Annotated in this window: 17 protein-coding genes; 13 read left to right on the top strand and 4 right to left on the bottom strand. The window is 59.7% G+C overall.

Annotated features, from left to right (window positions below):
- Nucleotides 1–101 precede the first annotated feature (101 nt).
- A complete protein-coding gene (locus AACY42_RS11235; protein ID WP_003201764.1) occupies nt 102–380 on the top strand; it encodes a DUF1652 domain-containing protein in 279 nt (92 codons plus the stop codon).
- Nucleotides 381–811: 431 nt separating this feature from the next.
- On the opposite strand, the gene AACY42_RS11230 is transcribed toward AACY42_RS11235, so the two are convergent.
- On the bottom strand, nt 812–1,420 hold the full coding sequence (locus AACY42_RS11230) for an FMN-dependent NADH-azoreductase (protein WP_339479334.1): 609 nt from the start codon (nt 1,418–1,420) through the stop codon (nt 812–814).
- Between the two features lie 129 nt (nt 1,421–1,549).
- On the opposite strand from AACY42_RS11230, the gene AACY42_RS11225 reads away from it, so the two are divergent.
- Nucleotides 1,550–2,458, top strand: a complete 909-nt coding sequence (locus AACY42_RS11225) for a LysR substrate-binding domain-containing protein (protein ID WP_339479332.1) — start codon at nt 1,550–1,552, stop codon at nt 2,456–2,458.
- Nucleotides 2,455–2,805 (top strand): MmcQ/YjbR family DNA-binding protein, encoded by a 351-nt coding sequence (locus AACY42_RS11220; RefSeq protein ID WP_339479330.1) that lies wholly within the window; start codon nt 2,455–2,457, stop codon nt 2,803–2,805. Before AACY42_RS11225 ends, AACY42_RS11220 begins: the two co-directional genes overlap by 4 nt.
- Nucleotides 2,806–2,809: 4 nt before the next feature.
- On the opposite strand, the gene AACY42_RS11215 is transcribed toward AACY42_RS11220, so the two are convergent.
- The gene (locus AACY42_RS11215) at nt 2,810–3,229 is read right to left on the bottom strand and encodes a DUF1294 domain-containing protein (protein WP_339479327.1); all 420 of its coding nucleotides are present in this window, start codon (nt 3,227–3,229) and stop codon (nt 2,810–2,812) included.
- Entirely contained in the window at nt 3,226–4,056 is an 831-nt protein-coding gene (locus tag AACY42_RS11210) for an undecaprenyl-diphosphate phosphatase (RefSeq protein ID WP_339479325.1), read from the bottom strand. Before AACY42_RS11210 ends, AACY42_RS11215 begins: the two co-directional genes overlap by 4 nt.
- 273 nt (nt 4,057–4,329) lie before the next feature.
- On the opposite strand from AACY42_RS11210, the gene AACY42_RS11205 reads away from it, so the two are divergent.
- From AACY42_RS11205 to AACY42_RS11165, 9 genes are all read left to right on the top strand, one after another.
- Nucleotides 4,330–5,964, top strand: a complete 1,635-nt coding sequence (locus AACY42_RS11205; RefSeq protein ID WP_339479324.1) for a methyl-accepting chemotaxis protein — start codon at nt 4,330–4,332, stop codon at nt 5,962–5,964.
- A 203-nt stretch (nt 5,965–6,167) separates the two neighbouring features.
- Nucleotides 6,168–6,731, top strand: a complete 564-nt coding sequence (pnuC, locus tag AACY42_RS11200; RefSeq protein WP_339479323.1) for a nicotinamide riboside transporter PnuC — start codon at nt 6,168–6,170, stop codon at nt 6,729–6,731.
- The gene (locus tag AACY42_RS11195) at nt 6,728–7,252 is read left to right on the top strand and encodes an AAA family ATPase (protein ID WP_339479451.1); all 525 of its coding nucleotides are present in this window, start codon (nt 6,728–6,730) and stop codon (nt 7,250–7,252) included. Before pnuC ends, AACY42_RS11195 begins: the two co-directional genes overlap by 4 nt.
- Before the next feature lie 321 nt (nt 7,253–7,573).
- The gene (locus AACY42_RS11190; RefSeq protein ID WP_339479320.1) at nt 7,574–8,020 is read left to right on the top strand and encodes a hypothetical protein; all 447 of its coding nucleotides are present in this window, start codon (nt 7,574–7,576) and stop codon (nt 8,018–8,020) included.
- A gap of 1 nt (nt 8,021) precedes the next feature.
- Entirely contained in the window at nt 8,022–8,600 is a 579-nt protein-coding gene (locus AACY42_RS11185; protein WP_339479318.1) for an adhesin, read from the top strand.
- A gap of 59 nt (nt 8,601–8,659) precedes the next feature.
- The gene (locus tag AACY42_RS11180) at nt 8,660–9,646 is read left to right on the top strand and encodes a heme utilization protein (RefSeq protein WP_339479317.1); all 987 of its coding nucleotides are present in this window, start codon (nt 8,660–8,662) and stop codon (nt 9,644–9,646) included.
- 100 nt (nt 9,647–9,746) lie between these two features.
- The gene (locus AACY42_RS11175; RefSeq protein ID WP_339479315.1) at nt 9,747–10,427 is read left to right on the top strand and encodes a C39 family peptidase; all 681 of its coding nucleotides are present in this window, start codon (nt 9,747–9,749) and stop codon (nt 10,425–10,427) included.
- Between the two features lie 59 nt (nt 10,428–10,486).
- Nucleotides 10,487–11,233, top strand: coding sequence for a hypothetical protein (locus tag AACY42_RS11170; protein WP_339479313.1), 747 nt, complete (start codon nt 10,487–10,489; stop codon nt 11,231–11,233).
- A gap of 46 nt (nt 11,234–11,279) precedes the next feature.
- Nucleotides 11,280–12,563, top strand: coding sequence for a hypothetical protein (locus AACY42_RS11165; RefSeq protein WP_339479312.1), 1,284 nt, complete (start codon nt 11,280–11,282; stop codon nt 12,561–12,563).
- A gap of 159 nt (nt 12,564–12,722) precedes the next feature.
- Here the strand turns inward: AACY42_RS11165 and AACY42_RS11160 are convergent, their stop codons facing one another.
- Complete coding sequence (locus tag AACY42_RS11160) at nt 12,723–14,048, bottom strand: sigma-54 dependent transcriptional regulator (RefSeq protein ID WP_339479311.1); 1,326 nt, start codon at nt 14,046–14,048, stop codon at nt 12,723–12,725.
- Nucleotides 14,049–14,389: 341 nt separating this feature from the next.
- Between AACY42_RS11160 and AACY42_RS11155 the strand changes: the two genes are divergently transcribed.
- A complete protein-coding gene (locus tag AACY42_RS11155) occupies nt 14,390–14,656 on the top strand; it encodes a hypothetical protein (protein WP_339479310.1) in 267 nt (88 codons plus the stop codon).
- The last annotated feature ends 133 nt before the right edge of the window (nt 14,657–14,789 follow it).

The raw sequence follows: 14,789 nt of genomic DNA, 5'->3' as shown, positions 1-14,789 counted from the left end.
CATTTGCAGGTGCTATTTTTAGTTCTCACTGGTAGAGCCATGAAGGCTCTTCCTTCCTGACATGAGCAAAAGGAAGCGCTCGATTGAAGAAGGCGGGCAACATGAATAAAGGATCTTTCAGCAAGGTTACGTTCCCCAACGCTTGCCAGTTGATGCGCTGGCACTTCCATCCCATGGGATTCGAAGCGAGCATGGATGCGCCTGGCAGCATGGTTGCCCGGTTGTTTGACCGCGCCAGCGGCGAGACCATGATCGCCATTGCCGGTATCCCCTGCGCGACCGTGATGAATGCCCCGGATGTTGAACGAATAATCGAGGCGGTAGAGGCCGAACTGGAAGCCTTCGTACCACCAGTGGGGCTGCGGCGGTTTGCCTCTTAAGTCCACTTCATGTGGCTATACCGTTCACCTAGGCTCCAAAAGCGGCACCTCCTTTTTTCCAAGAGCAGGTGCCGTTTTTTTGAAAAGGCTCGGGATTGACTTGCTTTGGCGTGTATCTCCGTTGCTGCGGTAACGGCGGCTCAGGGTTGCGCCCATGCGACGGGTCACTTTGGGAAGAGCCGGGAGCCGGACCATCCAAAAGTGACCAAAAGCGCCTCTGCCCCACCACTCGACACCTCGCTCCAGATCAAATCGTCCACCTGCACCCGCGTACGGGAAGGCCCCGTCGATCGCCGTCTTGGCCGTCATGACCTGCGCCATAAAGCCCGGCGCCGAATGCAGTAAAACCCTGCATCCTAGCCCTCCAATGACGACGAGAATGCAGGGTTTCACGAAGGTTGCCCGAATCGCTCGGCGCCTTTACGCAAGCCTTACGCAGCGGCGAACTGTTCGCCGATCTGCGCCTGGGCTTCGTTCATGCCTTTGGAACGCATGTCGTCACCCTTGGCGAGCCCCTCTGCACGAACGAATTCGATATCGGTGATGCCCAGGAAACCGAACATCACGTTCAGGTAATCCTCATGGCCTGCGCCACTCGGCTGGCCGGCATGCAAGCCGCCCGCGGTGGAAACGATCACCAGTTTCTTGCCGCCGCACAGCCCTTCGAACCCGGCTTCGGTGTAGCGGAACGTCTGGCCAGCCACGGCAATGCGGTCGATCCAGGCCTTGAGTTGGGTCGGAATGCTGAAGTTGTACATGGGGGCTGCGATAACCAGCGCGTCCGCCGCTTGGAATTCTGCCATCGTCTCAGCGCTCAGGTCGGCTTCGTACTTGAGAGCGGCGTCGCGCAATTCGGCGCTGGTACCGGCGGCAACCAGCGTCTGGGCGGAAAAATGGCTGATGGCATCAGCGGCCAGATCACGGTAGGTCACCGTGATGCTTGGCTCGGCAGCTTTCCAGGCTTCAACCACTTCACGGCTCAATTGGCGGGAAGCGGAGTTGTCGCCGAGGATGCTCGAATCGATGTGCAGCAGTTTCATGTCAGTGCTCTCCAAGTGAGGACCGCAACTAGGCGATCAGTTGGCGACAATCCTACCGATGAAGCCAATGATCGATAAGTCAGCATAAATGCGATAGTTTGTCCCACTGACAGGACAATCGAGTTGAACATGCAAGACCTCAATGACTTGTACTACTTCGCCAAAGTCGTCGAAGCCGGCGGTTTTGCTGCCGCCGGGCGCTTGCTGGGCATTCCCAAGTCACGACTGTCGCGGCGTATCGCCGAGCTGGAAGAACGCCTCGGCGCCCGGTTACTCCAGCGCACCACCCGCCAGTTGAAATTGACCGCGGTCGGCGAACGTTATCTGCGCCATTGCCAGGCCATGTTGCTGGAGGCCGAGATGGCCGACGAAGCGGTGGCGAGCATGTCCAGCGAACCCCGTGGCCGATTGCGAGTATCGAGTCCGGTGGGCCTGGCCCACCAGTTCCTGCCAGCGATAATCGAAACCTTCCTGGTGAAATATCCTTTGGTGCAACTGGAGATGACCCTGCTCAACCGGCGTGTGGACTTGATCGGCGAAGGCATCGATGTGGCCTTGCGCGTTCGCGACCTGGGGGACGAAGACCCATTGCTGATGACCCGGCGCCTGCGTCAGGCGCGGCTGATGATCGTTGCCAGCCCGACCTTTGTCGAAGGACGGCAGATCGAAACCCCGGACGATCTCAAACAGCTGCCGGTGCTGGGGGCATTGGAGCCCGATCGCCAGGTGCACCTGCGCCTGGTCAGCGCCGATGGGCAGCGTGTGGAACTGAGCCTGGAAGCCCGCCTGGGCATCGACGACTTCATTGTGCGCCGCGCGTGCACCCTTGGCGGGCTGGGCTTCACTTTATTGCCGAGCATGTATTGCGAGCAGCAATTGCAGGACGGCACACTGGTGGAGCTCCTGCCTGGATGGTCGTCGCCCGATGGCTGGCTCCAGGCGGTCTATCCGCATCGGCGCGGCATGCTGCCAGCGGTGCGGGCATGGATCGATCATTTGGTGGAAGCCTTCGAGGGCAGTGGAGATAGAACGATATGAGGTTGAGCGAAGAGGATGTCGCGCAGTTTTGCCTGGGCCTGCCCGGCGCCAGGGAGGACTACAAATGGGGCGGCGTGCGAGTGTTTTCCATTGCCGGGAACAAGATGTTCGCCCTGCAGGGCCTGCGAGGCGACTCGCTGGCGTTCAAGGTCGACAAGGATCTGTTCCTGGGCCATTGCGACCGGCCGGGCGTTCATCCCGCGCCTTATCTGGCGCGGGCCCAGTGGGTCATCATGCAGGTGCCCTACCCGCTGGGTGCCGAAGAGCTGCGTGGCCTGCTGCAACGCTCACATCAATTGGTGGTCAGCAAATTGCCCAGGCGCACGCAGGTAGGCTTGTTGCTCTAGTCATTCAGAACAGATAAATGCCCAGGAACAACTGGTCGATCCAGAACACCTGGTGCAACAGCACGATGAACCAGAACACGACCTGAAACGATACTTTGCGGGTCTTGTGGCGAAACAGCTGCTGGGCCAGCAAGGCCCCGGGCCAACCGCCAGCCAGCGCCACCGCATGCAACACGTTCTCCGGGGTGCGCCAGGCGTTGGTGCGTGCCTTGCGCTTGTCGTTCCAGTACAGCAGGAACGCCACCACGCTGACAGCCCCATAGGCCACCATCGGCACCCACGACACCGCCCGCAACCCGAACAGCAGCGAACCGAACAGCGGCAAGGCGCAGACCAGCGCAAATACCGTCAGTTTGAGCCGCAGGTACTGCACGGTGCCTTCGGCATTGCGCCCGGCGCGTTTGCGGCTGCCTGAGTTGTTCATGACTTGGCAGCGGTCCAGTCCACCCAGCCGAACTGCCAGGTTGCCAGGATCAACAAGCCAAAGGCGATTCGATACCAGGCGAACACGGCGTAGCTGTGGCTGGCGATGAATCGCAACAGGCCCTTGACCGCAATCATGGCAAAAATGAACGCCGTGACGAAGCCAATGGCGAACACCGGGAAATCCGCCGGGACGAACAGCTCACGGTATTTGTAGCCCGAATAGACCGCCGCACCGACCATGGTCGGCATGGCCAGGAAGAACGAAAACTCGGTAGCGGTTTTACGCGACAGCCCGAACAGCAGGCCACCGATGATGGTCGCTCCGGAACGGGAGGTGCCTGGGATCATCGCAATGCATTGGGCCAGGCCGACCTTCAGTGCATCCTTCCAGGAGATCTCGTCCACCGTTTCGGCGTGCACCTGGTGCTGGCGTTTTTCCGCCCAGAGCATCACCAGGCCGCCCACCACCAGCGCTGCGGCCACCGTGATCGGGTTGAACAGGTAGTGGTGGATCAAGTCGGCAAACAGCACGCCCAAGACCACCGCGGGCATGAAGGCGATCAGCAGGTTGGCGGTAAAACGGCGGGCGCTGGGTTGCGTCGGCAGGCCCAGCACCACGTCGAATATCTTGCGCCGGAACTCCCAGACCACAGCCAGGATCGCGCCGAGCTGGATAATAATGTTGAACGCCATCGCACGTTCGCCACCGAACTCAAGCAGGTCGGCAACAATGATCTGGTGCCCGGTGCTGGAAACCGGTAGAAATTCCGTCAAGCCTTCTACTACGCCAAGAATCAGTGCCGAAAAGGCGGTCCACAAATCCATTCATCCCCCAAAAAAGACGCAGCTCATGCAGGTCTTATCAATATTCAAGTGTCATGCAGGTGCCCCGCGGCGGCTGCACGATAACCGCGACCTTTCAAAAAAAACCAATGAAAAATGAGAACCGGCTCAGGTTTTGCGCTGCGGGGCCGAAATCCTATCAGACAAGCCCTGATAACGCTGCCGCGTTGTGACTCAGGTCAATTACGGATAGCTGGCGGGCGCTACAGTGCCGGCCGTCGATATGACAAGAATAAAAAACCGGAGTGACAGCGTATGAATAGCTTGCGCAGTGTGTCGATCAGCCGACGCTTATGGCTCATCCTGGTCGTGTCCATCGTGATGTTGTTCACGCTCGGCGCGTTGATGCTTAAACAGATCCACACCGACCTCTACCAGGCCAAGGTGCAGAAAACCCAGCACGTGGTACAGACCGCCAGTGGCCTGCTGACCTACTATCACGGCCTGGAAACCGCTGGCACCCTGACCCGCGACGCTGCGCAAAAGCAGGCCCTCAGCGCCGTACGTGGCCTGCGCTATAACCAGAGTGACTATTTCTGGATCAACGACCTGACGCCGGTCATGGTCATGCACCCGACCAACCCGAAGCTTGAAGGCCAGAACCTCTCGGCCATCCGTGACCCGGACGGCTATGCGCTGTTCAACGAAATGGTTGCCATCGCCAAGTCCAAAGGCGCTGGCATGATCAATTACCTCTGGCCGAAGCCTGACGCCAAGGCTCCGGTGGCCAAGACTTCCTACGTCCAACTGTTCGAACCTTGGGGCTGGATCATCGGCTCAGGCGTGTACGTGGATGACGTCCAGGCCGAGTTCCAATCCCAGGTGATCAAGGCCTCGGTGGTCGGTCTGGTCATCACCCTGCTCATGGGCTTGCTGTTGACCCTGATCGTGCGCAGCATCGTCGGCCCACTCCAGGAAACGGTCAACGCCATGGCCAACATCGCCAGCGGCGAGAGCGACCTGACCCGCACCCTCGACACCCACGGCCAGGATGAAGTCACTCAACTGGCGCGGCATTTCAACGCCTTTACCGCCAAGTTGCGGCAAGTGGTGACCCAACTGCAAGCTTCGGCCAGTGCACTGGGGCAATCCTCCAGCGAATTGGGCAACGATGCAGCGCAGGCTCAGGAACGCAGCCAGCAGCAGTCGCAACAAATGGAGCTGGTGGCTACCGCGATCAATGAAGTGACCTATGGTGTGCAGGACGTGGCCAAAAACGCCGAGCACGCGGCCAGTGAGATGCGCGACGCCGAATCCCAGGCCCAGCAAGGCCAGGTCAACATCGATGGCAGCTTGCAACAGATCGACCACCTGTCCCAGACCATCGACCAGGCGGTGGAAGTGATCCGCACCCTGGCGAGTGAAAGCACCCAGATTGGCAGCGTGCTGGAGGTGATTCGCTCCATTGCCGAGCAGACCAACCTGCTGGCCCTCAACGCCGCGATTGAAGCTGCCCGTGCCGGCGAACAAGGCCGGGGCTTTGCGGTGGTCGCCGATGAAGTGCGGCTGCTGGCCCAGCGTACACAGAAGTCCACTGCAGAGATCCAAGCGATGATCGAGCGCCTGCAAACCCATTCCGAAGCCGCTGTGAAAGTCATCAGCGACAGCAGCCGTGCCTCACAACTGACCATCGAACAGGCCGGCCTGGCCGGTGCCAGCCTCAACGCCATCGGCCAGGCCCTGCGCAATCTCAACAGCCTGAACGCCTCCATCGCCAGCGCCACCCTGCAACAGGCCCACGTGGTGGAAGACATCAACCAGAACGTCACCCAGGCAGCCGGACTGTCCCACAGTACCGCCATGGCCGCCGAGCAATCCAGCCAGGCAAGCACCCGCCTCAAGGCGCTGAGTGAACAGTTGAACGGGTTGCTCACGCAGTTCCGGGTCTAAAGATCGGTAGACCACCCTGTGGGAGCGGGCTTGCTCGCTCCCACATTGGTTCTGTGTTGGTCTCTGGATTGGTGTTCACCGCAAATCCCTTGTGGGAGCGAGCCTGCTCGCGATAGCGGCGGCACATTCAATATTGGTGTTGGAGCTCTCCACACCATAGCGTTTACAATCGCTGCCCTCTTCTTTTTCCCCAAGGAACCGCCATGTCCGGGCTTGAACTGTTTGCCGCAGCCCTCGGCGTGATCGCTGTCTGGTTGACCGTCAAGCAGAACCCCTGGTGCTGGCCGATCGGCCTGGTCATGGTGTTGCTGTACAGCTGGATTTTTTTCGAGGTGAAGTTGTACTCGGACATGCTGCTGCAGGTTGTCTACGCGGTGCTGCAACTCTACGGTTGGTGGCAATGGACCCGTGCCGGGCACAATCATGATGGACGCCAGGTCAGCCGTCTCGGCGGGTCGTCAGTGCTGTTCGGCCTGGCTATCGGTGCGGCAGGCAGCCTGCTGTTGGGCGCCGCCATGGCCCACTGGACCGATGCCGCCCAGCCCTGGCTCGATGCCGCACTCACCGGTTTCAGCCTCGTGGCTCAGTGGTGGATGGCGCAAAAACGTGTGCAATGCTGGCCGCTGTGGATTGCCCTGGACGTAATCTTCGTCGGCCTGTTTATCTACAAGGGCTTGTACCTGACTGGCGCGCTCTATGCCCTGTTCACCCTGCTGGCCGTGCAAGGCTGGCGGGAATGGCGCGTCGACCCGGCCCTGCGCGCATGAAAGTGGTGGTGCTGACCGGCCCGGAATCCAGCGGCAAGAGTTGGCTGGCGGCGCAATTGCAGGAACACTTTGGTGGCGTGCGGGTGGATGAGTACGTGCGCCATTTCATGGAGCAGACCCAGCGCGATACTTGCCTGGCCGACATCACCGACATCGCCTCTGGCCAACTGGCTTGGGAAGATGAGGCGCGTACCCGCCGTCCGGCGCTGTTGATCCTCGACACGCACCTGCTGAGCAACATCCTCTGGAGCCGGACCCTGTTCGGCGATTGCCCGGATTGGCTCGAGCAGGCCCTGCTGGCCCGTCATTATGATCTGCACCTGCTGCTGAGCCCCGAGCAGGTTGAATGGACCGACGACGGTTTACGTTGCCAGCCCGAGCTGGGAGAGCGGCTGGCATTTTTTGAAGCGATCGAGGCTTGGCTGAACCGACACCAACAACCTTTCCAGATCATTGAGGGTGATTGGGTACAACGCAAACAACAGGTATTCACCGCCATTTTCCACCTGTTTGAAGCCTGACCGAAGGCTGAGCTGTTCCATTGCTGAAACAGCCCGGTCGCACCAAACCCCGATCCAAGCCGCTTTTCATAATTGCCATCAAGACTGTCAAGCTTCTGAAACACCCGACCAAAAGCCTGGATCCAGAGCCCTGGAACAGTAGGTGGCCGGATGGTCGCCATGCCCTTTGTCTCCGTGCTGAAACACTCCCCGCTCCTGGCACGCCATCAAAAAAATACAACCCATTGAATTAAAAGGCATATCAAAACTCGGCACGACATCTGCTGTGCCCCACTTCACAACGCTGACTAGGGCCAGCGTACCGAAGAAGGAGTCGATGCCATGGGGATTTTCGATAGGGGCATGACCTGTCTGCTGTTGATCGGCTGCGCCGCCAGCGCAACGCTCAGCCTGCCAGCGCAGGCCGAGGGCAACGGCGTCATTGTGCTCAGCCGTGACGTACAGCCCATCGCAATTGGTCGCAACGGTGGCAAAGACCCCTACCCGACCACCGTCAATGCCAACCCCTCCGAACGAATCAACCAGGCGACCGCCAGCACCGAACTGAGCGATGGCGAGTTCGCCAGCGTGGCCAGCGGCTCGTCGATCCGCAACACCATCAACCCGAACACGGGCGTGCAGGGCCTGAACGTCGTGACCAATCCCAACGGCATGCCGGGCATGAGTGCCGGTCACGGGGGGGGGAGCGGCGGCGCGATCTCCGGCACCATCAACCGTTCGCTGAGTTCAGGCCTGGCCCCGCTAGGTCGGCTGACGGGAGGCCAGTGAGATGAAGCGAGTCCTCTTTCTCCTCGCCCTGTTAAGCCCTTGCGTGGCACTCGCCGATTCGTCCGTGGCAGTGGTCAGTAGCGCCAACCTGCAGGATTCCGGCAGCCATTACACCGGCAACTTCAACGTCAACCAGGCCGCCGGTGACCAAACCCAGCAAACCAACGCCCGGGCCATCGCCATTGGCAGCCACGCCCAGGCCAGCACCCGCGTGCAGCAACGCGTCGACACGCCGGCCGACCCTTCCATGACCGCCACCGCCCGCATCGGCGGTCACTCCTTCACCAACGGCAACGGTGTGCTGGGCGTCAACCAGTCCGCCGGGGCCAACAACCAGATGGCCAATGTCATGCGGGTGGGCATCAGTGCTCATCCGCAGAGCATTGATGACAGCGCCCTGTCTCAACAGAACGTGGCGTTGCTACCGAACTCAGGAGCAACTGGCGCCCCAACCGGCAGTCGCCAGGTCGTTACCAGCGACCAGGCCTTCACCGGCAGCCGAGGGGTAATCCAGGTGAACCAGAGCGCCGGGGTGGGGAACCGTATGGCTAACACCCTGAGCATCCGGGTTGTTGATTGACCCGGAGGCTACATAAGAAAGTACCAACACTTAACCAACGACACGCAAGGAGAAACACCATGAAACCTACAATGGCACTCAAACCATTGGTTTTCGCTCTCGCCGCTGTCATGACAATGGCTGCACAGGCCGATGGGAACGGGCGTGGCAACGGCCACGGTAACGGTCACGGCAATCAAGGCCCAAGAGGTCCGTCGTTCGAGCAACTGCTCTCGATCACCGCCGGGGCTGGCGCAGCCGTGCTGGATGTGCAGAACAGCGACGGCAACGTCGTGACCAACCAGGCCACCCGCAACACCGCTGAGGCCACTGACTCGCTCAACGGCAGCAACGGCAATATGGGCGCCAACATCGCGGCCGGTGATGGTAACCAGCAAGACAACGCCGCAGCGCTGGCCACCGCCGACGAAAACTTCATCTTCGGTTCGGCTGTCGCTGTTTCCAGCGCCACGCAAGTCAATAACAACAACTACGTCAAGAACAACTCGACGCAAAACAACGCCTCGCTCACCAATGCGGGCAACAGTGGCTCCGGCAACATCGGCATCAACGTGACCGCCGGCAACTTCAACCAGCAGAAAAACAACCTGGCCATTGCCGTATCGGGTGGCCGCGTCGCAGAAGCCGCCGCCTCGGCAGACCAGTCCTCCACCGGCCTTGTGGTCGACAACAAAGGCGTGCGGACTTACAAGACCGACACCCTCACCGGAACCTACAGCGCCGCCGGCACGTTCAAGGCCAAAGGTACCGGTACCGCCGAAGACAACGATCACGGCGGCTGGGGCAACAAAAGTGGCGGCTACGGCGGCGGTCACGATGACGACAAGTTCAAGTTCTCCGCCGTGGGGACCTTCGAACTGGCCGGCAGCAACACCCAGCAGGTGCTGACCCGCGACGGTTGGAAAAACCCTGTGATCAACAACGCCACCATGACCAACTCCATGAACGGCTTCTCCGGTAACGGCGGCGCCAACGTGTCGGCTGGCGTGGGCAACCAGCAGAGCAACTCGCTGTCCATCGCGGCCGGCTGCAGGGCTTGCATGTAAAAAAGTTCCCTGTGGGAGTGGCTCTGCAGGAGCAGTGCCTGCTCCCATGGACCCGCTCCCACAGGGGCTTTTTCCCGGATGTCCACTAGGTGTATTGATCATGCGTGTCACTGCCGTTTCCCTGCTGCTCTGCCTGGCCTGCGTGGCCGAAGCGGCGCAGATGCCGGTCGCCGCCCTGCCTGGCGGCATGCTGGTCTACAAGCAGGTACAAAGCGTACGCGAACGTAAGTTCAGCGACATCGTCGAGCAGAAAACCGATTTCAGTTGCGGCGCCGCCGCCCTGGCCACAGTGTTGCGCCAGGCCTATTGGCTTGACGTCGATGAAGAGCACGTCATCAAAGGCATGCTGGTCAATGCCGACCAGGACCTCGTTCGTACCCAGGGGTTTTCCATGCTGGACATGAAGCGCTACGTGGAAGCTATCGGCATGCGCGCCCGAGGCTACCGGATACCGCCAGAGAAACTCGAAGCGGTGACGATTCCGGTGGTGGTCCTGATGGAAATACGTGGCTACAAGCACTTCGTGGTGTTGCAGCGGGCCGACAAGCAATGGGTCTACATCGGCGACCCGGTGCTGGGCCACAAGCGCTACGCCCATGATGATTTCGTCAAAGGCTGGAACGGCATCGTCTTCGCGATCGTCGGCCCGGGCTATGACAAGACCAATGCACTGCGCAGCCCTCCTCAACCCCTGACAGCCCGTAACAAGCTGGACGGTTTCAACCCAGTCAGGGATGCGGAACTGATGGATTTCGGCTTCATACAGAGCGACTTTTTCTAATCGCCGACCCACTGCCAACAATAAGTACAAAAAGGAGCAGGACGCTCCGGGAGCAGCACATGAAAACCTCACACTGGCTGTCGCTGGCCTGCCTGCTCGCGACCGCCTCGGGATACGCCCATGCGGGCTTCAAACCCATCGAAGTCAAGGACCAGGAGCTTGCCGAGCTGCGCGGTCGTTATGTCATGCCCGGCCGAGTCATCAGTTTTGGCATCGTCATGAGCAGTACCTGGCGCAACGCCAGCGGCGACTTGATCGGCGCCACCAGCTCCATGCAGATCCAGGCTGCCACCGTCAAACCCGAGTTTTATGTCTCCACCGTCAAGCAAACCGGCAACGGCAGCGTCCCGGAACAGGGCAGCGGCAACATTACCGGTGGCGCAGGCCTTGGCACGAGCCAGGGCGTGACCCAGAGCGTGCGTGCTGCCGGTGACGGCAACACGGCCTACAACAACGTCAACATCAATGTAAGGGAGAGCCACCAGGCACCAGCGCTTGTGCCCTCCCAGGGCCAGCTGCTGACCAAGGGCCAGACCATCAGCGGCAGCAACGCCGCCGGCAGCGTCGCGGTTACCGCTACTGGCAGCGGCGTGCAAATGGCGATCCAGGCCAGCCACAACCAGGGCGGCACCCTGCAACAAGTGGCCCAAGGCGGCTTGCTGCAAAACACCCGCCTGCTGGGCAACAGCAACCTGGTCAACAACATGACGCAACTCAACGTGGTGCTGAACAATAACGGTCCCAGTGCCGGGGCATTAGACTGCAACCTGACCCAACTGCGTGGCCTGCGTAACCTCGGTTATTGAACTACGCTGATTTCCGACCATTGGGCAAATAGGGACGGAATATTTCATGTATCGATCCGTATCGTTACGCGCCGTGATGTGTTTAAGCACGTTGTTACCAGCGGCCGTGCTGCACGCGGCCCCGGATCCGGACATCGAGGCCCTGAAACAGGAACTTCTTGAGCTCAAGCAACGATATGAGGTCCAGCAGAGGGCCCTGGCAGTGCTTGAACAGCGGGTTCGCCAGGTGGAGGATCAACCCGCCGCTCCAGCGCCCAAGCGCCTGGCCAAGTCTCCAGCAGACATGAAAGGCAACCAGACCGTGGCCGGCGGCGGTGCGGCAACGGCTGGCGGCAGCGGTTACGGGCAATCCCTGAGCGATGATTCCCAGCCGGCCCAGAGCGTTTCCAACCTCTATGACGAAGCCAGCGGCTTCTTCGGCGGCGGCAAATTCAGCTTCGAGACCGGCGTGACCTATTCGCGCTACGACACGCGACAACTGATCCTCAACGGTTTCCTGGCCCTGGACTCGATTTTCCTGGGCAACATCAACCTCGACCGGATCAAGGCCGACACGTGGACGCTGGACCTCACCAGTCGCTATAACTTCGATAACCGCTGGCAGTTCGATCTCAACGTCCCCGTGATCTACCGCGAATCCACCTATCAGTCAGGCGGCGCGAACAACGGCGCAGCCGGTGTCACCAGCGAAGAAACCGTAACCCGCGACCCGACTATCGGTGACGTCAACTTCGGCATCGCCTACAAGTTCATGGATGAGTCGATCAACTCCCCGGACGCGGTGGTTACCCTACGAGTCAAGGCCCCCACCGGCAAAGACCCGTTCGGTATCAAGCTGCGCCAATCCCAGGCCAACACCAACCTGTTCGTACCTGACGACCTGCCCACCGGCAACGGCGTATGGTCAATCACGCCAGGGCTTTCGCTGGTCAAGACCTTCGACCCGGCGGTGCTGTTCGGCACCCTCTCCTACACCCATAACTTCGAAGAATCGTTCGACGACATCAGTTCCACGGTCAACCAGAAGGTCCCGGGCAAGGTGCGCATCGGTGACAGCTTCCAGCTCGGCGCGGGCGTCGCCTTTGCCTTGAACGAGAAGATGAGCATGTCGTTCTCGGTTTCTGACCTGATCCAAAAGAAAAGCAAGCTCAAACAGGACGGCGGCGACTGGGAGTCGGTGACCTCCAGCGACGCCAACGCCGGCTACTTCAACATCGGCATGACCGTCGCCGCGACCGACAACCTGACCATCGTGCCTAACCTGTCCATCGGACTGACCGACGATGCGCCAGATTTCACCTTTAGCCTGAAGTTCCCGTATTACTTCTGATGCCCTCAGGGATATGTGATGAGCACATACTCCAAGGGCACTGCCAACCACTGTGGGAGCGGGCTTGCTCACGAAGGCGGAGTGTCAGGTTAATCAATATCATTGACACACCGCTTTCGTGAGCAAGCCCGCTCCCACATTGAATTGTTGCAGGCAGTTCTAGCGAATCTGATGCTTGTGCAACAACCGATAGAAAGTCGGTCGGGACACGCCCAGCACCCTGGCAGCCACGCTCAGGTTGTCGCTGTGACGGTTGAGCACATCGCTCAGGGCCTGGCGCTCGGCGCGGGTCTTGTACTCCTCCAGGGTGCCCATCGGTGCCGCGACGCCCGGGTGACTGGCCAGCCCGAGGTCAGGGGCTTCGATTTGTCGCCCTTCGGCCAACACCAAACCGCGGCGGACACGGTTGGCCAGTTCCCGCACATTACCCGGCCAGTCATGCATGCCCATCGCCACCAGCGCATCTTCGCTGAAGCTGCGGGGACGGCGACCGGTTTCCCGGCTATAGAAATGGGAGAAGTGGCTGGCCAACATCGCCAGGTCACCATGACGCTCGCGCAGCGGTGCCATCGCTACTTGCAACACGTTCAAGCGGTAATACAGATCCTCGCGAAAACGCTTTTGCTCAATGGCCGCCTCAAGGTCCACATGGGTGGCCGCCAAGACCCGCACATCGACCGCAACCGGCTGGCTGCCACCGACCCGCTCAACGTGTTTTTCCTGCAGGAAACGCAGCAGATTGGCCTGTAGCTCCAACGGCAGGTCGCCGATTTCATCTAGAAACAAGGTGCCACCGTGGGCCGCCTCGATCCGCCCGATCTTGCGTTGGTGAGCCCCGGTGAACGCGCCCTTCTCATGCCCGAACAACTCGGACTGGATCAGGTGCTCCGGGATGGCACCGCAGTTAATGGCGATGAACGGGTTATTACGACGGTGAGATTGACAATGCAGGGTGCGCGCCACCAGCTCCTTGCCGGTACCGCTCTCACCTCGAATCAATACTGGTGACTCGGCGGGCGCCAGCTTGCTCAACAATTTGCGCAGTTCGCGAATCGGCTTGCTGTCGCCCAGCAATTGATGTTCGGGCTGATCAATGTGGATCGATCCCTGTCCCCGCAGGCGCGCCATGCCAAACGCCCGGCCCAGTGTCACTTGGACCCTGGACACGTCGAAGGGCAAGGTATGGAAGTCGAAAAACCATTCGCAGACAAAATCACCGACATTTTGCAGGCGCAACACTTCCTGGTTGAGCACAGCGATCCATTCGGTGCCGCTACGGCTGATCAACTCCTTGACCGCTTCCGGGCGCTCCAGATGAAAAGGCTGCAATCGCAAAAGGCCGACGTCACACGTCCGATCGCTGGCGTGTTCAAGGGCACAACTGTCCACATCCCAGCCAATGGTGCGCAGACCCGGCAACAGGCGATGGCAATCATCGCAGGGATCAACCACGAGCAGACGACGTGACGTACCGGCTTCGATCATGACTGATCCTTGGCGCCAAAATAAGGAAATATGATTAGAAACAGGTGTTTGGCAAACCTGCATGTAACAGTAGCAAGAAGTTGACGCGTCCATGTATCAATTGATTATTGAGATCGCGTCAAACTGGTTATAAGCAAGCGTTTCCTTAGTTATTGCAGGCTTGTTTCTTTCAAGGTGCTTTCAAACAAAACCCAAAAAGCCTGGCCTGAAAGAAAATCGAAATTTATTTAAATAATGTGTGACCCGCCTGCCGGTTCAGGACATCAGTACAAGTAACCAGCCGCACGGTACGCCCAACCGACGGCACATCATTTGTTTGGGCACACTTAAGAGAAAACGCCATGAACGCCCCGCTCCGTATCAACGAAGCTCTTTTGATTGCCGACCGCGCATTCCGTCCTTTCCAATGCGTGGCCTGGGCTCCACAAGACGGTAACGGTGAACTCAGCCTGACCGTCATCGACCGCACCAATGCACGTATTGGCCGCACCCAGATTCCAAGCAGCGCCTATACCGACCCGATCAAACTGGCTGACCTGTTGAAACAGGCCCGCGCCGAACTGAGCCAGGAAGGCTACACATTGCAATCCTGGTCGATGCCTGAATAACTCCCGGTCAAGCCAGTTGTTGTTTGCTGGCTTGGCGTTGGAATTGAGAGGCCATTTTTCAAGCAACCGAAGAACCGGGCAGCTATGCACTGCCAGTGCTCAGGGATTGAATGCTGGCCTCTTCGTCTCATCG

Source organism: Pseudomonas sp. RL_5y_Pfl2_73 (genome assembly GCF_963970515.1).
GTDB lineage: Bacteria > Pseudomonadota > Gammaproteobacteria > Pseudomonadales > Pseudomonadaceae > Aquipseudomonas.
The sequence above is the reverse complement of the archived record's forward strand: the minus strand, read 5'-3'. Positions and strand labels throughout refer to the sequence as shown.